Genomic DNA, 25,028 nt, shown 5'->3' on the forward strand with positions numbered 1-25,028 from the left:
GTGCAGGAAGACCACACAAGGTTATTCTGTGCTTGCTCTTTTTAATTGAAGACAGAGGAGGAAGTAAATTTTGATTAGAGCTGTATTCTTTGATGTGGACGGTACGTTGCTGAGCGAAATAGATCGGAGTTTATCACCGCGTACAGCTGAGTCGATCCGGGAATTGATTCGTAAAGGCGTTCAAGTTGTACTCGTCACAGGCAGGCCCTATAATTTATGCGAAGAATTCAGAAATCTCGGAATCGATACAATCATTTCGGCTAATGGGGCATTGATCAAAGCAGGTGATGAAGTGATACATAAGTCTGTACTTTCAGCACAGATGGTTAGAGCATTCAGTGAGTTTGCCGAGTTGCAGGGGCACAGTATTTCATATTTTACAGAGTCATTTGAGACGAACGGGTTGTGTACAACAGATGGTCGTGTTACTGACGCTTTAAGAGATACGCTTGGACTTATGGATTCCCCACAGAAAATCAGCATGTTGGAACAGGACGTATATTGCATTTGTTTATATGCGGATGAAGCGGAGACGGAGAAATTCCAATCCAGATTTCCTTCCTTACGATTCGTGAGATTCCATCCGTATGTAGTGAATGTGCTGGAAGCGAGCGAAGTCAGCAAATCTATAGCCGCAGAGAAAGTTCTCGACTACCTGAAGATATCCAGAGAGGATACAATGGCCTTTGGCGATGGGGAGAATGACGTGGATCTGCTAGTGTATGCGGGAATCGGAATTGCGATGGGAAATGGCGGAGAACGAATTAAACAAAGCGCCGATTATGTCACCCTGCGGGCAAGTGAAGATGGAGTCACCCATGCATTGAAGCAATTTAAGATTTTATGAGAATGGATCGGCTAAAAAGATGAAGGATATCCAAATTGTGGATTTTATTGTAGAATGATATAGCACGTATTAAGCCCTAAAGCATAGGGTGTTGATCGAAGGGTGACTTATGAAAAAGGTTGTTATCGTAATCCTGTCTCTTGTCGTACTTGTTGGTGTATCCTCTTCCGCTTATGCTCATCCAGGCAGACTGGATAAGAACGGTGGACATAACTGTTCAGCCAAATCCAAACAAAAGGGTCTGTGCACGGGTTATCACTTTCACAAAAAGAAAAAATGAGAATGAGCTGTACAAGATAAACCCGGCCATCGTTCAATGTATGGTTGGGTTTGCATGTGTACCATTGATTTAAAATGATGGAGGCGGTTACACCATGCAAATACAGGAGATATCGGTGTGGAATCATGACGATTTAGTGGCGATGCTGGTCGAAAGCTCCAGTGAGGGGTTCAGACATATCGAGCGATTAATCCATGAATATGAGACAGGAATCAATACATTCGAGCAAGAAGATGAAGCGCTTTTTGAATGCAGAGTGCACGATAAGGTGGTTGGGATCTGCGGTCTGAACAGAGATCCTTATTCTGAAGTGACTGATACCGGAAGAATTCGCAGGCTTTATGTGATGAGAGAATTTCGAAGACATGGGGTTGGGCGCAGGCTGATGGATGCGGTTATTCATAAAGCGGAAAAACATTACGCTCGACTGGTTCTGTACACGGATCAACCGGTTGCCGGCTCTTTTTATCGCGACTTGGGATTTAGAGAAGTGACGAGTATGGAGAAGATAACGCATGTACTAGAATTGGGGGAGAAGAAAGATGGATCATATTAAAGCCGTTATTTTTGATTTGGACAATACAATTCTGAACAGAACAATGACCTTTGACGGCTTCACGCAGAGTTTGATTAAAACCTATTTTGGTCACCTTGAGTCAACCGAAGATATAAGCAAACGAATTATTGAACTCGACCAGGATGGTTATAAGGACAAACCCCTTCTGTTCAACGAGTTGTTGAATGAACTGCCTTGGGCAGAGTATCCGCCACATGCAGAACTGATGGAGTTCTATGGCAGAGAGTATGTGCGAAGTTCAGTTCTGATGGAACAGGCGCGAGAAGTCGTTCAGCATCTTCGGGGGAAATATCAAACCGGGTTAATTACCAATGGGCAGACCGATATTCAGTATGGGAAGATCGATCAACTCGGTATCCGGGATGATTACGACCATATTATTGTTTCAGAAGAGGCTGGAGTCAAAAAGCCCGATCCACGCATATTTCAGCTTGCGCTAGATCATTTCGGTCTAAGCCCAGAGCAATGCATCTACATTGGCGATCATCCGGTGAACGATATTGAAGGAGCAGCAAGCGTAGGCATGAGCACCATCTGGATGAAGGTCAACCAGCCGTGGCAGGACAGGATTAAAACTAGTCCTTTACATACGATTGAGCATCTAAGTGAGCTAAAGGAATTGCTGTAGAAGGCGGTTATATAAATTGAATATAACATTTACACAAAACGTAGAGGACAGAAATAACCTGAAGAAGCGGAGCGGTCGCCTTTATCCCCGGATTTACCCTTTAGGAAAGGAATCAAAAAATCTGGGGATAACAGCGATCGGAAGGTTGTTCTGTCATCGGAGTGGCTAGTGTAAATATTCTTTAGTTCAGTTTAAATAGATAAAGACTCCTATAATCCCAGTTTGGAAAGCGAGGAACATATGGAAATTAGACAGATGGCTACAGCGTTTTTGAGCAATGGCTCAGACATGCTGATGATGAAGAAGGCGGGTAGCAGATTGTTTGATTTTGAATTCTGGGGTGGCATTGGCGGACATCTGGAACAAGGGGAACTGAACACACCCATGACCGCCAACTATCGGGAGATTGAAGAAGAGACCGGGTTCACGCAAGAGGATGTCGAACACTTTCGGCTTCGATATATTCTGTTGGAAGTTAACGGTGGTGAGATTTGGCAACAGTTTGTATATTTCGGAGAGACGACGCATCGACATTTTGTGCCCTCGGATGAAGGCGAGTTATTCTGGATACCACTGGATGAGGTGTTGGACTTAAATTCGTCTATTCTGATCAAAGCAACGCTTAGGCACTATTTACAACACCCAGGAGCAGAGGACATCTGGATTGGCAACGTTCAGAGCGGAACAGACCTAAAGAACACTCCACAGGTAATATGGAACAGAATGCAGGAAACGTTATCATTTGAGCCAAAGGGGGTTAATCGATAATGTTGAAATATAGAATGGAAAGAAAAAAATTGAGATGGATAAATTACCTGTTGATCACTGTACTGATTGCTATCATTCTTCCGAGTAGTCATGTGGAGGCAGGCAGCACGATTACAGTGAAAACGAAGGTCCAATATTACAAAGGACAGCCATACATACATCTAACAGGTGGTAATAAATCTGTGACGGATAAACTGAACAAGACATTTAAACTCCACGCAGTGAAAGCAGCTCGCCTGGACAAAGAAGAAAAGAAATCAAACAAAAAATATTTCTACATCACCATGGCCAGTGTAAAATACAATGCAAAAGAAAAGTTATCTGTGGTATATGAAGATCATGTGTACACTGGCGGAGCACATGGAATGGATGCGACAAAATCATATAACTATGATTTAAGAACTGGGAAAGAACTGAAGCTAAGCAAGTATGTTAAAGACGATACTCAAATGGAGAAAGTAGAGAAATCAATCTCCAACAGTCTATTAGCCATGTATAATGCAGGAGTTTCTATTTTTGAAGAAAATATTTATGATTTTCAGCTTGATCAAACATCTGAATTCTTTTTATATGACAAAGGTATCGTCATCCGATTCCACCCTTATGAGGTTGCACCCTACGCTAAAGGGTTTGTAGATATCAAAGTCCCGTTCAGTAAATTCAACCAATAGATTGTTTGTAATAAAAGGCATGATCCAGTTCAATGAGGTCATGTCTTTTTCTATTTATACAATCATTCAAAATACTCTAAATAATTTCAATAACTTCGGCTTCTATGTTTCTACATACGGAATAAATAGCTTAACCCATTCCAAGAAGGAGGTTTTGTTATGAAACGTATTGGAAACATGTTTCAGGCTGACCGTAGCAGAGTGTAAATGCTATGGCAGCCTGAACGAGCGAACCGGTTTAATTTAGCATAGGGCAGAGGCGGTGGTTATGGGTTGTTGGAAGAAGATGATTTCATAAAACTACGCTGTAATAATTCGATCTTTCGTTCGTCTATTCCGATGTTCTATAGCCTCCTCATAATCCCCGATCAGTGTATCAAAAATATGCTCCCACGACCGCTGCTCAGCCAGCTTTCTGCCTTCCAGTCCCATCATCCTCAATTGGTTCACGTGATTTCCCCAGAGACATATCTCCCGAATCAGTGCATCAGCCTGACCTGGCTCGAATAATACACCATTGCGGTGGTGGGATATCAGATCCTTTACACCTCCGGCATTGGCCGCCACTACAGGGAGTCCTGAAGCCATCGCTTCCAGTACCACATTGCCAAATGTCTCCGTAGAGGAAGGAAACACAAACAGATCTGCCGAAGCATACATAACAGCAAGTTCTTCGCCATGCATATAACCTGTAAAGGTGACATTGGGTGGGGATTGCAGACGCATTTTCGGGAGAGATGGGCCGTCGCCAACGATGATCCAGTGTACACGGGACTGCATTTCCTGGGGCAACTGCTGCATGGTAGTCGTGAGTGTAGCGATATCTTTTTCCGGGGCAATGCGTCCAACGTAGAGTAGAATAAGGGGAGCGGTGATGTGGTATCGTTCACGGATATCCGAGCTGCGTTTATCAGGGGAGTACAGGTTGCAATCAATCCCGCGAGACCAAAGTTTCAGACGCTGAATGCCTTGGGTTTGCAGGGTGTTTAACGTTTCCTGCGATGGAGTTAGGGTTGCATCACAGGCACGGTGGAACCACTGGATATACTTCCAGTAGAGAGGAATCATACTTTTCAACCGGTAGTATTCGAGATAACGATCGAAGTGGGTATGGTAGGAGACAACATGGGGAAGATGGTGTTTGAGGGCATACCTCAGACCAAGCAACCCCATATTAAAAGGTGTGGCGATATGCAGCAGATCGGGTTGAAAGGTTTGTAGCTGCTTGTGCGTGTCTGCTCTGTTGGGTAGAGCAATGCGGCATTCGGGATACAGAAAAAAAGGGATGTTGGCAACCGATCGGACTTGAGTCTCATGGCTTCCTTCAATGACGGAGTTCGGAGTAAACAGCAGATGTTCAATTCTTCTGCGGTTCAGATGGTTACTCAAGCGGTGGAGCGTGCCAGCAACACCATTGGTTTCCGGAAGATAGGTGTCTGTGAACAAGGCCAGGCGCATCATTACCCCTCCCAAGACTCGTGATGTCAAGATCATAACAGCGGAACATTTTCCAGAGGTCAAGTGCACGTTAACTTGACGATATTCCCTGTAAATTGTTAAAGGATATACTATACCAACTTCCATAAGTTCAACTTATATAGCGTATTCTGATATGATGTAATAACGTGTCGGCGTAGTTGAACTTGAAATTTACACGATAACGGAGAGGGCAGAAAAAAACTGAAGAAGCGGAGCGTTCGCCTTTATCACCGGATTTTACCCTTTAATAAAGGGATTGAAAAAATCTGGGGATAACAGCGATCGGAAGTTTATTCTGACTGCGTAGTGGTCCAGTGTAAAAAACACGTTCAAACTATTTAGACAGAGAGATACAGGAGGCAGAGAAAGATGAACAAGTTACAAGAAGAATTGCAGGAGTTGTTACCACTTGATCAGCTTGAAGAGATCTCAGGTGAAGAAGTGGTGGGGAGTATTGCCATGGACCTTTATCGGGCTGAATTTGCGACGATTCGAGAAAGTGGGCCGGAACTTCCGCAAGTATTTAGAGATATCATTCTAATCATTGATCTGGATACCGAGCTGTCCATGAACGGGATGACCGGTTTCCTTGAGAATTCCAGCGGACAGTATCTGGGTGAGACGATAACAGCTATGGAGCGGATCGGCAATGATGCAGATGCCGTGATCCTGAAGAAGATAGAACAGTTATTGTCCAAAAGCGGCGTAACGCACGGGCAATTACGAGATAATGTGAATGGCCTGTCCGAAGATGACATCACGACAAGCCTGCAAACACACGGGGAACAGATTCATGAGGTATTACAGCAGATTGAACTGGAAGCCGCGAATTTGAGCATGCAATCGGATAACGAAGAAAGCTTTGACCTGCTGTATCAATATGTGGACGAAAATAAAGAACGTTTGAAACAGGAGATGCAGCACATCTTGTCTAATTGAGTTGGAAAGAGGAGGCAAAATGACAAGCATGAACAAACGATTAGCGATGGAATCCTTTTTGGTTACCTTGTTATTCATCATCGGTTTTGTAGCTTGGAATGTCGTTCAAGGCATGATCATGACCATGAATTATGTACCTGATCTTACGAACACCGCTTCTTCTGTTACCCCATTGCAATCCAAGATTGCTTTTGGAAGCCGTGTTCAATGGGATACAACATCTATGATTATGGCTGTTGCCGGATTTATTTTGCTAGCTGCAGCATATTACGGTCTTCGATCAGGAATGCAGCGTTGGACACAGCGTTCCTGATGTTTTATCCGCTTAGAGTCCAGGTTCTGTACTTACTTAAGCTGCCTTTGCAGCGCACCATTGAAACTCATTTACAACTGCCCTGAGTCTATTCGACTCAGGGTTTTTTACTATGGCTAATGTTTTTCCGCTTCGAAGGGGAAATTTTCTAGATCCAAGGTCAAGGAAGAATCCGTTACAATGATCTTGTAAGCGCTTATCGTTTTGGATAGAGAGAGGAGGAGAGACAGAGATCATGATTACAACCAATCAGATTTATCTCGATCAGACATTGCATAGTAAAGAGGACGTATTTGATTTTATATCTGCGGAGGCAGAGCGTTACAGCATCACTACAAACCGTGCACAACTTGCGGCTGATCTGTGGGAACGCGAACGTGTCTACTCCACGGGACTTCAGGATCACTTTGCGATTCCCCATACCCAGAGTGAAGTTGTAACACGTCCGGCAGTGATGGTCATTCGATTGCGGGAGCCCATTGATTGGGAATCTCATGACGGCAAGCCGGTAAAATTTATTTTTGCCATCCTTGTGCCTAAAGGTCATGTAGACGTATCCCATCTGCAAATCATCTCTTCACTTGCCACCTTACTGCTGGAAGATTCATTCAAAGAGGCCATCGTAGAAGCGGTGCAGCCGGAAGATGTATATACGTTGCTTCATCAATATACGGAAGGACTGGTGTCATAATGAAAATTGTAGGTGTAACGTCATGTATCGCAGGTCTCGCCCATACCCCGATGGCCGCCAAAGCATTGGAGAAAGCAGCTCAACAACTGGGATATGAGATCAAAGTGGAACAGCAGGGAGCCATGGGGCAAGTCAATAAGCTGACGGAAGAAGATATTGCAGCAGCGAATTTTGTTCTGATTGCAGCCGATCAAACGGTGAAGGACATGGATCGGTTTGGCGATAAAAAAGTCGTGCGTGTCAAAATTGGTCATGCCGTAAGTCAGGCAGAAGCGGTATTAACCAAAGCTGTCGAGGCAGTGAACGGACAAGCTTAACCCCACCTTCCACATGAGGAGAGAGTACGATGAGAAAATGGTTTGGTGAAGCAAAAACACATCTAATGACAGGTATCTCCTATCTGCTGCCGGTCATTATCGCGGGTTCCCTGGTCGTTGCCATCTGCAAAATTATCGCACTATCAATGGGCATTACTGATCTTGATCCGTACAAAGATGGAAGCGGATTCTTGCATATTTTATATCTCGTGCAAAATGTAGGATGGAGCGGTATTGGACTATTGACGATTGTCCTGTCCGGTTACATTGCCTACTCCATTGCCGACAAACCTGCGCTGGCCGCAGGTCTGATCGGCGGGGTGCTGGCACAGCAGACCAACGCCGGTTTCTTGGGCGCATTAATCTCAGGCTTCTTTGCCGGATACATCACCTTGTGGGTCAAAAACAAAGTCAAGATTACAGGTCCAGCCGCTGGCTCGGTACCGTTAATCATTTTACCGCTGATTACCGTCGGTTTAACCGGATTTCTGATGGCAGTCATTCTGGGTGGCCCGCTGGGCGCGCTGAATGAGTATCTCATTGCTTGGGTTCAAAACATGAGCCAGAGCGGAACGAATACCGTTCTACTTGCGATTATTCTGGGAGCGATGATCGGGTTCGATCTCGGTGGACCTGTAAACAAAGCGGCATGGATGGCAGGCAATGCCCTGTTCCTGTCCGGTGTGTATCTGCCGAATGTATTTATCAACATTGCGATCTGCATCCCACCGCTCGGTTATGGTTTGGCGACATTACTGATGAAGAAACGTTTTTCCAAAACCTATCAGGAAGCGGGAAAAGGTGCAGTGATTATGGGTGTGATCGGCATCACGGAGGGTGCAATTCCGTTCACACTGCGTAACCCTGCCAAAATGATTCTGGTCAACATGTTTGCCTGTGCAACGGGCGCTGCCTTGACTGCACTGCTGGGAGCACATATCATCATGCCACCAATTGGCGGCTTATATGGAGCCGTATCGGTAGGTACCCCAATCGCGTACCTTGCCGGAGGCATTGTCGGCGCACTGATCGTGGCGGGAGGCACCATGTTGGTGAACTTCCGCGATGAAGAAGAGAAACAACCTGCCAAGACTCAGGAAGCTTCAGTGAAGAAAAACGGGGAAGAAATCGAACTCGTTTTTGACTAAAAGTACATGTTCAAAAAGATCGGTTTTCAGTATCTTGAACAACCTTTAAAAAGCACCTGGAGGGATATAGAGATATGAGTGAGAGAAATCGTACCAAAGTACATGTGATTCCACATACACACTGGGACCGGGAATGGTATTTTACGACCTCCCGTTCCAAAGTGTATCTTGTCAAACACGTCAAGGAAGTATTGAATGCACTGGAGAATATCGATGGATTTCATTATTACCTGCTGGATGCACAGGGCTCGCTGCTGGATGATTACATCCGCTGGTGTCCCGAAGATGAGGAACGGATCCGCCAACTGGTTTCAGCCAAACGACTGATGACGGGACCCTGGTATACACAGACGGATCAATTGGTGATTTCCAGTGAATCCATGGTCCGAAACCTGTATTATGGTATGAAAACAGCACAAAAGTACGGACATGCGATGAAGGTTGGTTATGTCCCGGATGCATTTGGACAATCGGCACAGATGCCGCAGATCTATCGGGAGTTTGGCATTGAACGTTTCCTGTTCTGGCGTGGTGTCTCGGATAATACGAATCCACATACCGAGTTTACGTGGGAAGGGTCGGATGGCAGTCGTGTATTTGCTGTACAGATGCCATTCGGGTATTACTACGGTGGTAACATTCCGGAAAATGAAGAAGATCTGATCCCTTATTTGGAGAAACAGATTGGTGCGCTGGAACGCAAAGCCTCCACCAAACATATCTATTTCCCTAATGGGTTTGATCAGGCGCCTGTGCGATTGAATCTGCCGGAGTTGATTAAACGGTTCAATGCACTGGATACAGAACGCGAATATGTGATGAATGAACCGGAACGTTTTCTGGCGGAGATCGAAGCGGATAGTCAGGATCTGCCTGTACTTCGGGGTGAATTAATGGAAGCCAAGCACATGCGGATTCACAAGTCCATTTTTTCCACCCGTGCGGATCTCAAGCAACAGAATAACCGAATTGAGAATCTGATTGCTAACACGCTCGAACCTGTACTTGCCATTAGCCATTCTCTCGGGCATGATTACCCGCATCGCATTGTGGAGGACATCTGGAAGCTGTTGTTTGAGAATGCGGCACATGACAGCATCGGTGGCTGTAACAGCGATACAACGAATCAGGACGTTGCGTTCCGTTACAAACAGGCCTATGATATCGCACTGAATTTGCTTGACCTGCATATGCGGATGATTGCTTCAACGATACAGCAGGAGGAGACATTTGCGTTCACCCTGTTCAACACGCTACCGTATGTGCGAGGCGGGGTTACTGAGATTGAAGCTTATATTCCGGAAGAATCCTTTGTGATTCGGGATACGAAGGGGCGCGAGCTGGCCTACACCATTGTGGAAAAAGTAGACCAGACCGATTATGTGCTTGGACAGCACATCGATCTCAATCCAAGCCGCAAAGTGCATCTGCCGGAACGGGTATATCGCGCCAAATTGCTGGTGGAACTGCAAGAGGTCCCGGCGATGGGTTACACCCAGATTGTTTTTGATTTCAGTCAGGGCGCTGCACCTGTCATTGAACGACGTAACGAGGACAAGATTGAAAATGAACATTTCACTATTGCGCTGCAAGCAAACGGCACCTTGCAAATTACAGATAAGCGATCTGGCCAAGTGTATGCGGATCAAATGGTCTTTGAAGATAACGGGGATGACGGAGATTCCTACAATTATTCTCCTCCCGAGCGGGATCTGATTGTTTCTTCGGCAGGTAGCCAGATGAGTGCGACGACCACCCAAACGTCTGTATCTCAGACACTATCCCTGCGTTTCACGTTGGATGTTCCCTACGATCTGGAAGAGCGCGCCGCAGGTATCACGTCGGGAGCATTGCCAATGCAAGTGGAGATATCTCTTCGCAAAGGAGAGAATCTGATCCGTTTCCAGGTTCAGGTGCAGAATGAGGTGTTCAGCCACCGTCTGCGTGTCCTTTTTGATACAGGAATTGCTTCCGCCCTATCCATTGCAGACCAGCCTTTCGGTGTGATTGCTCGTCCAACCTCATTGCCAGAAGTGGAAGTATGGGAGCGCGAACAATGGCAGGAGAAACCGATCACTATTGAAGCGATGCAGAGTTATGCGGGGTTGAACAACGGTACGCGTGGTATGGCTGTGATGACGGGGGGTGTACGTGAGTATGAGATTGTTGGCGAGCAAATGGATACCATTGCCCTGACCTTGTTCCGTACTTTTGGTTTCATGGGTAAGGAAAACCTGTTGTATCGTCCTGGCCGGGCCTCCGGTGAGAAAATTGTGGCTACACCTGATGCGCAATTACTTGGCGAGCTCTCCTTTACCTTTGGCCTGCATATCCAGACTTCCGGGTTCGACGAAGCGAATGTGGCCCGTGCTGCGCGTGAATATTTGACACCGATCAGCAGTTATCAGCTATGCGACTTTTTGAACGGACGACTGATCTTTGCTTTCCGCGATGAGGCACTTGTTCTTGATACAGACTATAGCCTGATGTCGTTCAGCAACGATTCCAACGTGGTGTTAAGCAGTTTCAAGAAAGCAGAGCAGAGTGACGGATACATTGTACGTGTCTTCAATCCGTATTTGTCACAGTCTGCTAACGTGAACATGCACTTTAATCAACCTGTACATGCAGAGCGTGTATCTCTTGGTGAACAACCACTGGAGCCTCAGCAGAGGTTAACCGATGGAGAAGAGGTCGTTCGTTTGCCGGAACTCGCACATTGTAAATTGATGACGGTACTTGTATCGATATAAGGTGGGCTTTAGTTTGACACAATCCTGATCAGAAGGGAGGTCGGATATCGGTATGATTTTTCCAACTAAACGGTTGAAAAAGCTGTTCCACCTCATTCATGGTGAAGGACAGGAACAGGCTTGGACGAGCCAAGCACTTGCAGACAGGCTGGAAGTTACTGTACGTACTATTCGGGATGATCTGAAAAAGCTGGATCATATCCTTGCTGGGCATGGTGGGAGCCTGGAATCCAAGCGTGGGCGGGGTTATTCCATTCGTGTGCATGATGCGAAGCGGTATAATGAGCTGTTGGAGGAACGGAAGGATGATCGGCAAAAAGGTGCGCCAGTACCTGGATCGCCTGATGAGCGTATCCGGTATGAATTGTTCAAGCTGCTTGGTGAACCGGGTCATATCAAGATGGAAGACCTCGCTGATCAGCTGTTTATAAGCCGTGCAACAATGAACAATGATCTGAAAATCATTCGTCAGATTTTGGAGAACTACCAGCTTCAGCTTCAGATCAAGCCAGGACATGGTGTGAAGGTCGTCGGAGACGAGCAAAGGTTTCGCTATTGCCTTGCCGAGTACGCCGATGCGCGAGATGAAGAACTGGGCCCCGAAGGAATGACCGTTGCACAGGAACGTTTGTTGTATCCAATCGAACCCGCACACATCCGCGAGATCGTCATTCGCCATGTAGGCAAACAGAATGTTCGTATTGCAGATGTGGCACTGAAAGATCTGATTACGCATCTGGCTGTTATGGTATTACGTATTAAGCAGGGGCATGAACTAGAGCGATTCGAGAAAGTGGAGGCGAATGTTCAGGATCAGCAACTTGCACAGCAGATTATTCAGGATCTGGAGTTGTTATATTCCATTCACTGTCCAGTTGGAGAGCGAGATTATCTGCTGCTGCACATTGTTAGCAAAAAAATGACCGCTACCGATTGGAATGGACTTCGAAGTGACCCGTTATATCTTGCTGTACAGCAAATGTTGGGTCATATCTATGATCGGTACACCTATGATCTGCGTGATGATGAACGATTGCCGAATGATCTGTATGCCCATCTGAAGCCCATGATTACTCGCCTGGAACATGGCATGAATATGCGGAATCCACTGCTGGGACATATACGTAAATATTATCCACTGGCCTATGAGATTACGATCAGTGCAGTGAAACAGCTACAGACATACGTACCTCATGAAATCAATGACAGCGAGATTGGTTACTTGGCTCTCCACATTGGTGCAGCTTTGGAACGTAAATACCAGATTCCTCATCGCAAACGGAAATCCGTATTGCTGGTCTGTGGGTCAGGATACGGCACAGCCCGTATTCTTGAATCCAGATTGCGTTCTTTATTTGCAGAGCTGGAGGTCTCACGTGTAGTTTCGCTACGGGAGTACGAGGAGATGGGGAGTGTGCCCGAAGATTTGGTCATTTCTACGATCCGGTTACGGGAGTCCAAAGGCAAACCGTCGGCTGTCATTGCTGCGATTCCATCGGAACGAGACATGGCAACGATCACTCATCTGGTGCGAACCAGTGATGAGCAGGAGGAAATGACATTGCTGCGTTACTTTGATCCAGAGTTGTTTATGTTTCGGTCGGATCAGCCTGACAAAATGACACTTATGGCTGAGATGAGCGGAGCACTGTTGGAGAAGGGAATTGTAACGGAGCAATTCTGGCCAGCTGTGCAGGAGCGGGAAAAGATGGCTTCAACCGCGCTTGGAAGAGGTATGGCGATTCCGCATCCCATGGAGCTGAGTTCAACCCGTACGACCGTATCGGTATGCCTGCTTGAGAAGCCGATTCCGTGGGATGAGGAGAATGAAGTACATGCTGTATTTATGTTATCTATCTGCAAAGAGGATTACGAACAGGCGATGGGGATCTATGATCTGTTTGTAGAGTTAATCCGGCAGGAGGAGAAGTTGGAAAGCCTGCGATCCTGTGGCAGCTTCGATGCCTTTGCCCAACTTGTATGTGAAACGTTGAGTCTGAAAAGTACCGAAGTGTATTAATATATATATGTTCGCTAATGGATAATTACACGGACACTCCGAGTACAGAACAACCTTACGATCGCTGTTATCCTCCAACTTTTTTTAATTCCCTTTTTGAAAGGGAAAAACCGTCCTTCATCAGATTTGTCTGATAGAGGACGGTTTTTATTCGTTAACACAAACTATAGATTAGATATGTTTGGAAATGATTTCTTCTAGTCCTTGAGCGACAGAATGCGCCCCTCGCGCCAGATGTCTTTCATATAGATGCAGGCGGACAAAGCTCTCATCCGTACCCATTGCTTCGGAGAATATTCCACTGAGCCCACGAGTGCGGCGATCGATCTGTAATAGCAGCTCCAGCGAATCGCCCATGGGATAGAACAGCACTTCCAACTCATCCAGATGCCCACGGAATTTGTTTGTTGGTACAAATTCGAATTCCTGCACAAATGGCAGATTACCGCCCAGCTTCGGCGCATAGTCATTGGTTACTTCACGGAGCTTGAAACCAAGGATATCAATTGCATCGAGCACGGTGTTCATGTCTTTGCTAGGAACAACATGGAGTCTGTCCCGGTCTGAGGGGTCTACAGCACTTGAAATATCGAGGCCCGTCTCCACCCATACCTCTGCACGATGCAGTGTAATTGGCAGATTTTCTGGGAGGTCAAATGAAAAGTCTTTCTCCAATTTGGCTCCAGGCTGTAAGGTGAAACCTTCGGTGAGCAGATATTTGGCTATAACGGCTGTTTCTTTTACTTTACGATCATCGTGCTCTCGTATGTAATGGGTTTTGATTGAAAGATAGATTCGATCTACGTTCTGTTCCACATCTCCACCTTCAATGTACACAACCCCCGAGATGATTCCTCCAGGTGTGACCTCTGGTGTATGCAATTCCGTATTTACTTTGGCTGCTCCAACACCTACACTGGCTAACATTCTCTTAAAAAATGACATGCGCTCAACCTCCAGATCAGATGGTTTATTATATGGGATACATACGGCTTCGACCTTAATACGGAAGCTGGAAGAGAAGCGTTTCATATTTTAGCAAAGATATATCGTATATCCAAACAGGAGAATCGACGTACCCATGTCGAATGTTTAAATAAAGGGAATTTTTGTCAGGAGGAACTCTATGAGCATGGAATGGTACGATATGATTGCACAACGTAATGGGGGATACAAGGGTAGAGCTTTGTATACGCTGGAAGGTAACTCTGCTGAAGATATTTTTGAAAAGCGGTTGATTAAGCTTCTGCCTCAGTATACATCCGTGCTCGATGCAGGCTGTGGACATGGGGAGTTTACGTTGAAAATGTCGGAATATACCGATCACATTATGGGGTTTGATAATTCGGAAGAGATGATAAAGATAGCCCAGAACAGTCTTCATTCAAGCACGATAACAAATGTGGAATTTGTCTGTGTCAGCACAAAAGAAAAGATGCCATTTGAAGATAAGCAATTTGGTCTGATCTATGATCGCAGAGGTCCAACTTCCATTATTGAGCATGGGAGATTGCTGCAAAAGGGTGGAGTTATGATTGGTATTCATACGGATATAACAAAGGTACGTGAGCGTTTGGAAAGAAATGCTTTTAAGGAGATCAAGATTGAGGAATATAACGAGGCACTTATGATTTTCTCAGATGAAAAAGAGTTTGCCATCTTTCTCTCCGATATCCCCGGAAACCCGGATTATACACAGCCTGAGTACCGGGAACAGCTGGAAGTTAAGCTGAAGGAGAACCAGGTTGATGGTAGAATTGCTGTAAGAGAATGCAAGTATATTTGGCAGGCCATAAGGAGTTGAAGCCGATTGAACACAGAATTTTCAGAACAGAAATATGGTGAAACAGGTGTCAAAACCAGCTTCGAGCAGATGGCAAACGGGGAACAAAAATATAAAATGATAACAGAAGATGGCAGTTATTATTGCAGAACCGTTGCCTCTTCCCACGGAGCATGGCAAAACAGTCATGTACATATCAACCTAACGGAGTTTTATGTGGTGCAAACCGGATGGATAGCGTATGCCAGTTATGGAGACGATCAGATGTTTTCGATTCGAGTGGTGCGTGCAGGAGAGCACATCATTGTCCAACCTGGAATCCACCATAATATATACATGTCTGCACATAGCGCGATACATACCATGAAGCATGGATTGAATACATCCAGTGATTGGACGGCATCACCTGAGTTGGATAGGTTAACTCAATCTTTAACAGAGAAGGAGCTACTCCAGAAGTATGATTAATTAGATGGGAGGATCAGACAGATGCGTAAAAGTACAATATTTTGGATTACGGGAGTAACGATAATTCTCTTGGTGACTCTGCTCATATACAGCTATGTTATTCCAAGTGTGAGTGCCCAGGATGTTGTGATGGCAGGCACAATCAGGCAGATTGATACGGATGTAGTTGAGGTAGAGTTAGAGATAACGCGAAAAAGAGAAGACAAGGACCAGCATATGGTGTATCCCGTTGTCCCTGGATGGGAAGGGGTCACATTCACTGAAGAACAAGATGATGCGTGGTACATGCCTCCGTCTGTTGGCAGCTCCTATCTTGATCAAGTCATTCTGGAAAAGTATCTGAAGGCGCAGGGGAAAACCATGAAATCAGCTGATAATCTGATAGGATTTGCGATACCTGATGAGATAGGGAGCTACAAGTTGCGGTTAACGCTCAGATCTTTGGATGGAACGACTCAGCCGCTTGAGAATCCCGTGGTGTATTATGTTCACAACGAGCATTTGTTAGGGAAGGATCTGAGTTGGGTTACGAGTGAGAATCTGGAGATCAATAAGGAGTAATCAGAATGATGAATGTATATGAATCGAATGAAATCACTGTACGTTTCTTGGACACAGAAGATGAACAACATCTGGTGAAGTGGCTGTCAGACCCGGAAGTTCTTCAATACTATGAAGGGCGTGATCGGCCGCATGATCTGGAACAGGTGAGAGAGCATTTTTACAATCAGAAAGATGGTGCTACTCGTTGTATCGTTGAGTATGGAGGACATCCGATTGGATACATTCAGTTCTATGAGCTTGAGGAAGAAGAGCGAACGGAGTATGGTTATGGAGACACGGATGAGATCATCTATGGAACGGATCAGTTTATTGGTGAGGTAGAATACTGGAATAAAGGCATTGGTACACAGTTGATGCAATCCATGCTGGCTTATCTGATTAATGAAAAACAAGCCCGTAAAGTGGTTATGGACCCTCAATCCTGGAACTTAAGAGCGATATCCTGTTACGAGAAATGTGATTTCCAAAAGATTAAGCTGTTGGAGAAACATGAGCAGCACGAAGGACAGATGCGAGACTGTTGGCTTATGGAATATGCCCTGTAGATCCTGCTTAAAGTTATTTGAATCATGTAAACAAGGAGGAATAATGGATGGATGAAAGATTTCCGATAGGACCATTTGTACACACGGGTGAAGTTACTTTGGCACAACGGGAGAAGTGGATTCAGGACATTGCTGAGTTGCCTGAACGCGCACGAGAAGCGGTAAAGGGATTGAGTGAAGAGCAATTAAGTCTACCGTATCGAGAAGGTGGATGGATGCTCAAACAGGTTATTCACCACATGGCAGACAGCCATATGAACAGTATGATTCGTTTCAAGTTGGCGCTGACAGAGGATACACCAACGATTCGGCCTTATTATGAAGAGCGCTGGGCTGAACTGAGTGATTCAAGAGACCTGGATGTCGAATTCTCGCTTCAGATTCTGGATGCCCTCCATCGTCGTTGGGTGTTTCTGTTAAACGCGCTGACAGATGCAGATTATGCCAAACAATTTTATCATCCCTCATCGGAAGAAACGACAAGACTGGATTACAATCTGGGCATGTATGCTTGGCACGGCAAACACCATGTTGCTCACATCACATCGCTTCGGGATAGATTGGGAATATAGCTATTAGAAATATCTTTTAAGGAGGATTCATCAATGAGTGTACATATCAGACTATTAAATGAGAACGATCCTGTAATCATATCAAAGGCGTTTCAGGAGCAGGGTTGGGGGAGATCCCCTGAGCAGTATCTTCATTACTTGGCTGAACAACAGAATGGGGAACGCGTAACTTTGGTAGCCGAGTTGAATGGAGAATTTGCCGGATACGTGAATGTATTGTGGAATTCCAGCTACCCGTCTTTCAGGGAACAAGGCATTCCTGAAATTAACGATTTTAATGTACTAATGAAGTTCCAGCGCCAAGGTATTGGTTCACGGTTGATGGACCGAGCAGAGGAAGTTATTCTGGAACGAACGGATGTAGCAGGCATTGGTGTAGGTGTGTTTTCCGATTATGGCAAAGCGCAAGTTCTATATGCCCATCGCGGGTACATACCAGACGGTCACGGTGTACACAAACATGATCATTACATTCAGCCGGGTGAAGAAACGATTATGGACGACGATGTTGTACTTTATCTTACGAAGAAGTTAAAAGCCACGCAATAAGTCTAATGTGTAGTTAGTATTTGCAAAGAAAGAATGATAAAAAAGCTGTCTTGCATGTTATACTCTATTGGAATTTGAGGAATGATAAGCAGGATGTTGAGAGATTAGATGATCAGAGGAGTGATTGATCCATGTTTAGCAAAGTCGGCCAGATTATGTTGTATGTCAACAATCAGGATGAATCACTGGCATTTTGGACGGAAGTTGCGGGGTTCCACATTGTGGATGAAGTAAACCTTGACGAGGGTATGAGATGGATTGAGATTGCGCCTACCCCAAATTCGCAGACGAGCATTATTCTTCATGACAAGGAGTTTGTGGAGCGGATGTCAGCAGGTGTAAATTTGGGCACACCTTCATTAATGTTCTTCACCGAAAATCTGGATCAGTTATATGCCGACTTGGCTGGTAAACATGTAACGGTTGGAGAGATTGTCGAGATGCCAACGGGGCGTGTCTTCAACTTTGCTGATAACGAAGGAAATTACTTTGCAGTCTTGGAACGGGCGAAGTAAATTACAACTTAAAACCGCTAAGATTGTAAGCGATCGACATCCATGTCGGTCGTTTTTTTGTTGGGAAAAAGCTTATGTTTTGGAGTAGAAAAGCACAAGAAAAATAGAGAACTACTGGGTAAAAATGTTATAATAGAGTGTGGCTGATTTATTGAAAATGATGAGGAATGAATAGTCGAAAATGAAGGTTTGAATGGAGTAGTTAAGGAGGAATGTGGTTGTGGAAAAGACGATTAAAAGTGTACAGGATCTATATGATATGCTCGATGCGGATTTCAGATCTGCCAAGCAGTTTTGGGAACCTTTCTATGAGGATCGGAACAGACCAATCCCCTTTTTCCCAAACAAACCGGATGAGAATCTGGTAGCGCATGTGAACGAAGGTGTGCTGAGCGGCGGTAAGGCACTGGAACCGGGGTGTGGCCCGGGCAGAAATGCGTTGTATTTAACCCGCCAAGGATATCAGGTAGATGCTTATGATCTTTCGGAGACAGCTATTGCTTGGGCTAAAGAGAGGGCGGCAGAGGAGCAACTGGACGTGCATTTTGAATGTCGATCTGTGTTCGAATTGTCCCCAGAGCAAGAATATGATCTTGTCTACGACTCGGGTTGTCTGCACCATCTGTTGCCACATCAGCGTATTCCCTACATAGAGATGATCCACAATGCACTCCGGCCTGGAGGATACTTTGGAATGACTTGTTTTGCTCCTGGTTTTGGCGATAATGGTGGGCCTGAGATCGTTATGAATGATTGGCAGGTGTATCAAGAGAAGTCGATGCGCGGTGGTCTTGCGTTCACGGAGGAGAAGCTTCGCTACATGCTGGAAGATGGCTTTGAATGTGTGGAGTTCCGTGCAATGAAGTCGCTGGAGCAACATGAACCGTATTTTGGTGTACCTTTTCTCTGGGCCACGTTGTGGAGAAAGAAAAACTCGTAAGAATAGTGAAATAAACATGCATTGAAAATAGAGGAGGAGTGGTATCGGAATGGGAACAGAAACAGGAAAAAGACACTTTATCATTACAGGCACATCCAAAGGGATCGGTTTACAACTTGCAGAGTTATTATTGGCTAAGGGGGATTACGTTTACGGTATTTCACGCGGGGGTTCGGATCTGTTGGAATCAAGCGAGGAATGGAGCGGGCGTTACCGCCATGTTCAGTATGATCTTGCCGACCTGAATGGGATCGATGATTTGATTACACGCATATTGGACCAAATACCTTCTCAGGAAGCTGAATTCATTGGACTCATTAATAATGCAGCGATGCTGGAGCCTCTAAAACCTATCGATCAGTGCAGTGCGGCAGAGATAAGTCAAAGTCTCAACATCAGTCTCGCAGCCCCAATGATATTAAGTTCCTCTTTTATTCAACAAACAAAACACCTGTCCGCCAGACGTGAAATTGTCAATCTCTCATCGGGTTCGGGAAGTTATCCCGCGCCTTCAATGGCAGTGTACTGTACATCCAAGGCAGGCATGAACATGTTCACCCAATGCGTATCTTTGGAACAAACGGGTCAACAGAACCCTGTTGAGATTATTGCTTTTGATCCGGGGATGGTCGATACGGAATTGCAGGCTGTTGCACGAGGCAAAAGTGCAGAGGAGTTCGCTCTTGCAGGTATGTTCAATCAAGTATATGAAGCAGGACAATTAAGATCGCCACGAGACGTAGCGATGCAGTTGATCGAGCGGATGGACGAAAACAGTGATGCAAGCCATGGTATACACACTGTTGAGAGCTAATATGATATACGATACTTCTTTCAGCTCGTTTTCTTACGAAGTATGGATACCTTTTGATATAAGCCCAACTTCCCTGTACACTGGAATCAGCGATCGGAAGAACGATTCGTAACGGTAAAGGTGATCCTGCAACAACGGAGTCTAATTACCTTATTCAACCTTAGAAGATCAGAAACGTGGTGAAGTCTCTTGTTTAAAATTATGCTCATTGAAGACGACGAGTCGTTATTCAGTGAAATCAAGGAACGTTTGTCCCAATGGTCGTATGACGTGTATGGTGTGCAGGATTTTGGAAAGGTATTGCAGGAGTACAGCGTAATTCAGCCGCAACTGGTCATTATAGATATTCAGTTACCCCAATATGACGGGTTCCATTGGTGCCGGATCATTCGTTCGCACTCCAATGTGCCGATTATCTTTTTGTCCTCACGGGATCATCCTGCGGATATGGTTATGTCCATGCATTTGGGGGCAGACGATTTTATCCAGAAGCCTTTTCATTTCGATGTATTGATTGCCAAGATCCAAGCGACTTTGCGGAGGGTGTATAACTATAATACAGAGCATATTGAACTTCGGACCTGGCGTGGTGCCACTATTGAATATGTGAAAAATACGTTGACCTGCGGGGATGAATCTGTCCTGTTGACCAAAAATGAGATGTTCATTCTTAAAGTGCTGGTCGAGCATAAAAATCAGATTGTTACCCGTGAGGATCTCATCCGGAGCTTGTGGGATCATGAGCATTTCGTGAGTGACAATACGCTAACAGTTAACGTTAATCGGTTACGGAAGAAGCTTGAACCCATCGGCTTGGAGCGGTACATTGAAACCAAAGTAGGTCAGGGGTACATGGCAACGGAAGAGGCAGAAGCATGATCGGAAAGTACATACGAGAAAGGGCTAGTTGGTTATGGCTACTGGTAAGCATGCAACTTATTATTTTATTGGTGGCCTACCTGGACTCGTCCATTCCATTCCAATCTGTGGTGTATATCGTAGGACTGAATGTAGTGGTATGCCTTGTTTTTATCTGGGCGAGATACCTGAAAGAGACCCGTTTCTATAAAAAGTTGAGCATCTGGGATCATACCTATGATCTGGGAGAACTTGATATCGCCGAAAGTCCATATGAGCAGATTGTACATGAGGCCGTCAGTTCCCAGACACAGCGGTATCGTAAGGAGTCGTCACATCATTTTATCGCTCTGGAACAGGAGAAGGACGAGATGTTGTCCTGGATTCATGAGGTAAAGACCCCACTGACAGCGTTGCAACTGATGATCGAGCGCTTACCAGATGACAAGTTACAGAGCCAAATGACATATGAATGGTTACGAATTCATCAGTTGCTGGATCAGCAGCTTCACCAGAAGCGTATTCCGTTTATGCATAATGATCTGTTCATCGAAGAGACGGAACTTGAACCGGTATTGAATAGCGAGATACGAGCACTGAAATCGTGGTGCATTTCCAAAGGCATTGGCTTTGATGTGTCTTTAATGGTATCGCGCGTGCTCACAGACAGCAAATGGTTAGGCTTCATCCTCCGGCAGTTGTTGAGCAATGCGGTGAAATATAGCGATTCATCGGACATCCTCATTGAAAGTTGGGAACAGGATGGACACATCATACTCATGATTCAGGATCACGGGCGAGGGATTGAGACTCAAGATCTGCCGCGTATATTTGATAAAGGATTTACGTCCACCCGAGGCAGAATGGATGGGGCGGCTACCGGGATGGGGCTGTACCTGGTTCGTCAGGTGGTCCAGACGCTTCATGTTAACATTCATGTAGAATCTTCTCTTGGCGAGGGCACAACCGTCACACTTACTTTTCCGCGAAAAAACGACATGGTGCATCTTGCAGGCGTGTGACAACAATGTCACATGCTTTTTGGTTTTGTTTGGTGAATCACACGATAACACTGCACATTCCGCCTATGATATAGACATGAGCATTTTGCAGAAGATCTAAGAGGAGTGAGTGGGATATGTGGATACTGGAAGCCAAAAAAATTCATAAAGTCTATGGTAATAAACTGAATAAACAGGAAGTGCTGAAGGGAATAGATCTTGGGGTAAGCAAGGGAGAGTTTGTTGGTATTATGGGGCCTTCGGGTTCGGGTAAAACAACGCTGCTTAATGTACTTTCCTCCATTGATCGGGTGAGCCAGGGCACGATTGATATTGAGGGCAAGGAATTCACCGGAATGAAGGAGAAACAGCTGGCTGAGTTCCGCAAACATCATCTGGGCTTTATTTTTCAGGAATACAATCTTCTGGATACCCTTACGGTGAAGGAAAATGTATTATTACCGCTCTCGATTACGAGCATTCCAAAACAGGAGGCACACCACAAGTTTGAACAGATCGCACGTGAACTGGGAATCTACGAGTTGAAAGACAAGTATCCATCTGAGATTTCAGGGGGTCAGAAGCAGCGGACTTCGGCAGCACGAGCATTTGTCCACGAGCCGAGTATCATTTTTGCGGATGAGCCGACAGGAGCGCTGGATTCCAAGTCCGCTTCGGATCTGCTCGGCAAGTTAAGTGATATGAACAGCGCACGAAAAGCGACTATTATTATGGTTACCCATGATCCGGTTGCCGCAAGTTATTGCAGCAGAGTGATCTTTATTCGAGATGGTCAGATCTACACCCAGTTGAATAAAGGAGACGAGTCACGGCAATCGTTCTTCAACGATATTATCAAAACCCAGGGCGTATTGGGTGGTGTGCAGCAATGAGCTTGAATTATATTATCTTCCGCAATCTCAGAAAAAATCTGAAGAATTATTATCTCTATGTATTTGCGCTTGTGTTCAGTGTGGCATTGTATTTTTCCTTTGTGACGTTACAGTATGATCCTTCCATGGATGAGGTAGCTGCTTCAACAAAAGGTGCGGCGGCTATAGGCGCATCTTCGGTACTGTTAATCGTCATTGTTGGTATCTTTTTGCTCTATGCCAATACGATCTTTATCAAGCAGCGTAGCAAAGAGATTGGATTATTTCAATTGATCGGACTGACAAAAGGCAGAATTTTTGGTATTTTGAGTGCGGAGAATAGTATTCTTTATTTTGGCTCCATGGCTATCGGTGTGTTAATTGGGTTTCTTGCGTCCAAGCTGGTATTGATGATATTGTTCAAAATTCTCGGTGTGGATGCGATTACGAAACTGTACTTCTCTCCGATGGCACTGATGCAAACGGTGATTGTCTTTACGATAATGTATCTGCTCATCATGCTGATGAACTACACTTTTATCAAGAGACAGAGTATTCTCTCACTCTTTCGGGTGTCTGCCACTTCGGAGCAGCAGGTGCAGAAGATGTCTGTCGGACAGATGATTGTTGGCGTCTTGGGCATTGCTCTGATTGTGTATGGATACTTCATGTCTGCACGGCTGTTCAGCGGTGAGGCAATGGATATGCAGCAGTTGATGTATACGATGATCCTGATTCTCTTCTCGGTCATACTGGGGACATACCTGTTCTATAAGGGTTCGGTAAGTTTTATCTTTAATCTGATTCGCAAAAGCAAAAACGGCTACCTATCCATTCATGAGGTGTTGTCTTTATCTTCAATCATGTTCCGCATGAAATCTAATGCATTGTTACTCACGATTATTACAACCGTATCTGCACTTGCTATTGGCATGCTGTCACTCAGTTACATTTCGTATTATTCGGCAGAGGCTCAGGCGAAGGAAAGCTTGCCGGAGGATTTTTCATTTGCTCAGGTTGAGGTGAAAAATCGCTTTGTAACCGAGTTGGAACATAAACAGATTCCATATGAGGAGAATCATAGACAGCCTATTTATATTGAAATTGATGCTCATGAAGTGATGGACGAGTCCATGACGGAAAAGTACCTGTTCAGTAGTGTGTTGAGTGACAACATGGTAGATAACATAGATCTGCAACCAGGTGAAGTGATCTTCATGGGATACGGAAATGCCATTCAGCAGTTGATTTCCATTGAGGAGAAAGGTCCGATCGTCTTGCATGGATTGAAGCATACACTGGACCACCAGCTGATCGGAACCACCCAAAAGGGGGTTCTTCCTGGATACTATTCTGGGGGCACGCCTGTAGCGGTAGTAGATGAAACGGTATACCAGCAGTTGCGGCAGGATCTCGATCCCGAGCTGCAAAAATCCGAGTGGGCGGATTACTATGGTGTACGTATTCTGAATGAGGGGCAGGCTGAAGAGGCATATGCCGTATATAAGGAGCTACAGTTGGAAGCACCGAGCTTCTCCCAGATTGAGTTCAGAAATAACCAACGTAACAATATGGGACTGATTATGTTCATTGTTGGTTTCCTTGGTTTGACGTTCTTGATTACATCGGGATGTATCCTGTACTTTAAACAAATGAATGAGAGTGAAGAGGAAAAGGGCAATTATACCATTCTTCGTAAACTTGGATTTACACAGAGCAATCTGTTGAGGGGAATTCAGATCAAGCAGTTGTTTAACTTTGGTATTCCGCTTGTGGTGGGGTTGAGTCATAGTTACTTTGCCGTGAAATCAGGTTGGTTTTTCTTTGGTACGGAGCTGGCGACACCTACGGTCATTGTCATGATAGTCTATACATTGTTATATTCGATCTTTGGTCTGTTGTCTGTGTGGTACTATAAACGGGTGATTAAGGAAGCTTTGTAGAATTGGGATCACGAGTATGCTGATATAGCAAAATAGGTTGAGTAAAGGGCGGCTGTATTGTTTACAGACTGCCCTTTTTTCTTGCAGAAATAAATATAGCTTTATGAAAAAAAAGGATGATTATGGAATTGAGTCGAAATGATGATAGAGTCCATGCTTCTGATTCATGTATA

The 25,028-nt window shown here is 45.1% G+C and carries 28 protein-coding genes; 26 read left to right on the plus strand and 2 right to left on the minus strand.

The window, feature by feature from the left end; translation table 11 throughout:
• Positions 1-70: 70 nt before the first annotated feature.
• From MHI55_RS09000 to MHI55_RS09025, 6 genes are all read left to right on the plus strand, one after another.
• Positions 71-847 carry a Cof-type HAD-IIB family hydrolase gene (locus MHI55_RS09000; RefSeq protein ID WP_076252574.1) on the plus strand — a complete coding sequence of 259 codons (777 nt, stop codon included), beginning with the start codon at positions 71-73 and terminating at the stop codon, positions 845-847.
• Positions 848-956: 109 nt separating this feature from the next.
• Complete coding sequence (locus tag MHI55_RS09005; RefSeq protein ID WP_101314950.1) at positions 957-1,127, plus strand: YHYH domain-containing protein; 171 nt, start codon at positions 957-959, stop codon at positions 1,125-1,127.
• Positions 1,128-1,221: 94 nt separating this feature from the next.
• Complete coding sequence (locus tag MHI55_RS09010; RefSeq protein ID WP_076252572.1) at positions 1,222-1,683, plus strand: GNAT family N-acetyltransferase; 462 nt, start codon at positions 1,222-1,224, stop codon at positions 1,681-1,683.
• Complete coding sequence (locus tag MHI55_RS09015) at positions 1,670-2,332, plus strand: HAD family hydrolase (protein ID WP_076252570.1); 663 nt, start codon at positions 1,670-1,672, stop codon at positions 2,330-2,332. Before MHI55_RS09010 ends, MHI55_RS09015 begins: the two co-directional genes overlap by 14 nt.
• A gap of 240 nt (positions 2,333-2,572) precedes the next feature.
• Complete coding sequence (locus MHI55_RS09020) at positions 2,573-3,100, plus strand: NUDIX domain-containing protein (protein WP_256720083.1); 528 nt, start codon at positions 2,573-2,575, stop codon at positions 3,098-3,100.
• 14 nt (positions 3,101-3,114) lie between these two features.
• Complete coding sequence (locus tag MHI55_RS09025) at positions 3,115-3,771, plus strand: DUF3298 and DUF4163 domain-containing protein (RefSeq protein WP_179087900.1); 657 nt, start codon at positions 3,115-3,117, stop codon at positions 3,769-3,771.
• 300 nt (positions 3,772-4,071) lie between these two features.
• Here the strand turns inward: MHI55_RS09025 and MHI55_RS09030 are convergent, their stop codons facing one another.
• Positions 4,072-5,259 (minus strand): glycosyltransferase family 1 protein, encoded by a 1,188-nt coding sequence (locus MHI55_RS09030; protein WP_340389779.1) that lies wholly within the window; start codon positions 5,257-5,259, stop codon positions 4,072-4,074.
• A gap of 360 nt (positions 5,260-5,619) precedes the next feature.
• On the opposite strand from MHI55_RS09030, the gene MHI55_RS09035 reads away from it, so the two are divergent.
• From MHI55_RS09035 to MHI55_RS09065, 7 genes are all read left to right on the plus strand, one after another.
• Positions 5,620-6,189: a DUF4375 domain-containing protein gene (locus tag MHI55_RS09035; RefSeq protein WP_101314952.1), complete on the plus strand. Its 570-nt coding sequence runs from the start codon at positions 5,620-5,622 to the stop codon at positions 6,187-6,189.
• Between the two features lie 28 nt (positions 6,190-6,217).
• Positions 6,218-6,502: a hypothetical protein gene (locus tag MHI55_RS09040; protein ID WP_144029841.1), complete on the plus strand. Its 285-nt coding sequence runs from the start codon at positions 6,218-6,220 to the stop codon at positions 6,500-6,502.
• Between the two features lie 235 nt (positions 6,503-6,737).
• On the plus strand, positions 6,738-7,193 hold the full coding sequence (locus MHI55_RS09045) for a PTS sugar transporter subunit IIA (RefSeq protein ID WP_101314954.1): 456 nt from the start codon (positions 6,738-6,740) through the stop codon (positions 7,191-7,193).
• A complete protein-coding gene (locus tag MHI55_RS09050; protein WP_101314955.1) occupies positions 7,193-7,510 on the plus strand; it encodes a fructose PTS transporter subunit IIB in 318 nt (105 codons plus the stop codon). The genes MHI55_RS09045 and MHI55_RS09050 overlap by 1 nt, the downstream gene beginning before the upstream one ends.
• Before the next feature lie 29 nt (positions 7,511-7,539).
• Entirely contained in the window at positions 7,540-8,658 is a 1,119-nt protein-coding gene (locus MHI55_RS09055) for a PTS fructose transporter subunit IIC (RefSeq protein ID WP_036669590.1), read from the plus strand.
• A gap of 74 nt (positions 8,659-8,732) precedes the next feature.
• Positions 8,733-11,411: a mannosylglycerate hydrolase gene (mngB, locus tag MHI55_RS09060; RefSeq protein ID WP_340032280.1), complete on the plus strand. Its 2,679-nt coding sequence runs from the start codon at positions 8,733-8,735 to the stop codon at positions 11,409-11,411.
• A gap of 52 nt (positions 11,412-11,463) precedes the next feature.
• Positions 11,464-13,431, plus strand: a complete 1,968-nt coding sequence (locus tag MHI55_RS09065; RefSeq protein ID WP_340389781.1) for a BglG family transcription antiterminator — start codon at positions 11,464-11,466, stop codon at positions 13,429-13,431.
• Between the two features lie 171 nt (positions 13,432-13,602).
• On the opposite strand, the gene MHI55_RS09070 is transcribed toward MHI55_RS09065, so the two are convergent.
• A complete protein-coding gene (locus MHI55_RS09070) occupies positions 13,603-14,376 on the minus strand; it encodes a sporulation protein (protein ID WP_340389783.1) in 774 nt (257 codons plus the stop codon).
• A 181-nt stretch (positions 14,377-14,557) separates the two neighbouring features.
• Here MHI55_RS09070 and MHI55_RS09075 point away from each other — a divergent pair, with 181 nt between their 5' ends.
• The 13 genes from MHI55_RS09075 to MHI55_RS09135 all read left to right on the plus strand — a co-directional run bounded on the left by MHI55_RS09075 (position 14,558) and on the right by MHI55_RS09135 (position 24,855).
• Positions 14,558-15,235 (plus strand): class I SAM-dependent methyltransferase, encoded by a 678-nt coding sequence (locus tag MHI55_RS09075; protein ID WP_340389785.1) that lies wholly within the window; start codon positions 14,558-14,560, stop codon positions 15,233-15,235.
• A gap of 6 nt (positions 15,236-15,241) precedes the next feature.
• A complete protein-coding gene (locus MHI55_RS09080; protein WP_340389787.1) occupies positions 15,242-15,682 on the plus strand; it encodes a hypothetical protein in 441 nt (146 codons plus the stop codon).
• A 21-nt stretch (positions 15,683-15,703) separates the two neighbouring features.
• Positions 15,704-16,243, plus strand: a complete 540-nt coding sequence (locus MHI55_RS09085) for a hypothetical protein (RefSeq protein ID WP_076318259.1) — start codon at positions 15,704-15,706, stop codon at positions 16,241-16,243.
• 8 nt (positions 16,244-16,251) lie between these two features.
• Positions 16,252-16,791, plus strand: a complete 540-nt coding sequence (locus MHI55_RS09090; protein WP_100529661.1) for a GNAT family N-acetyltransferase — start codon at positions 16,252-16,254, stop codon at positions 16,789-16,791.
• A 47-nt stretch (positions 16,792-16,838) separates the two neighbouring features.
• A complete protein-coding gene (locus MHI55_RS09095; RefSeq protein WP_036610311.1) occupies positions 16,839-17,363 on the plus strand; it encodes a YfiT family bacillithiol transferase in 525 nt (174 codons plus the stop codon).
• 33 nt (positions 17,364-17,396) lie between these two features.
• Complete coding sequence (locus MHI55_RS09100; RefSeq protein WP_017689739.1) at positions 17,397-17,912, plus strand: GNAT family N-acetyltransferase; 516 nt, start codon at positions 17,397-17,399, stop codon at positions 17,910-17,912.
• Between the two features lie 131 nt (positions 17,913-18,043).
• Positions 18,044-18,427 (plus strand): VOC family protein, encoded by a 384-nt coding sequence (locus MHI55_RS09105; protein WP_036610305.1) that lies wholly within the window; start codon positions 18,044-18,046, stop codon positions 18,425-18,427.
• 220 nt (positions 18,428-18,647) lie between these two features.
• A complete protein-coding gene (locus MHI55_RS09110; protein WP_340389789.1) occupies positions 18,648-19,367 on the plus strand; it encodes a class I SAM-dependent methyltransferase in 720 nt (239 codons plus the stop codon).
• Positions 19,368-19,416: 49 nt separating this feature from the next.
• Complete coding sequence (locus tag MHI55_RS09115; protein ID WP_340389791.1) at positions 19,417-20,181, plus strand: SDR family NAD(P)-dependent oxidoreductase; 765 nt, start codon at positions 19,417-19,419, stop codon at positions 20,179-20,181.
• A gap of 189 nt (positions 20,182-20,370) precedes the next feature.
• Positions 20,371-21,060, plus strand: coding sequence for a response regulator transcription factor (locus tag MHI55_RS09120; protein WP_036610298.1), 690 nt, complete (start codon positions 20,371-20,373; stop codon positions 21,058-21,060).
• Entirely contained in the window at positions 21,057-22,061 is a 1,005-nt protein-coding gene (locus tag MHI55_RS09125) for a sensor histidine kinase (RefSeq protein WP_340019801.1), read from the plus strand. Before MHI55_RS09120 ends, MHI55_RS09125 begins: the two co-directional genes overlap by 4 nt.
• Positions 22,062-22,177: 116 nt before the next feature.
• On the plus strand, positions 22,178-22,933 hold the full coding sequence (locus MHI55_RS09130; RefSeq protein WP_076327097.1) for an ABC transporter ATP-binding protein: 756 nt from the start codon (positions 22,178-22,180) through the stop codon (positions 22,931-22,933).
• Entirely contained in the window at positions 22,930-24,855 is a 1,926-nt protein-coding gene (locus tag MHI55_RS09135) for an ABC transporter permease (RefSeq protein WP_340389793.1), read from the plus strand. Before MHI55_RS09130 ends, MHI55_RS09135 begins: the two co-directional genes overlap by 4 nt.
• Positions 24,856-25,028: the final 173 nt, after the last annotated feature.

This window comes from Paenibacillus sp. FSL E2-0151 (assembly GCF_037993015.1).
GTDB classification, from domain to species: Bacteria; Bacillota; Bacilli; order Paenibacillales; family Paenibacillaceae; genus Paenibacillus; species Paenibacillus amylolyticus.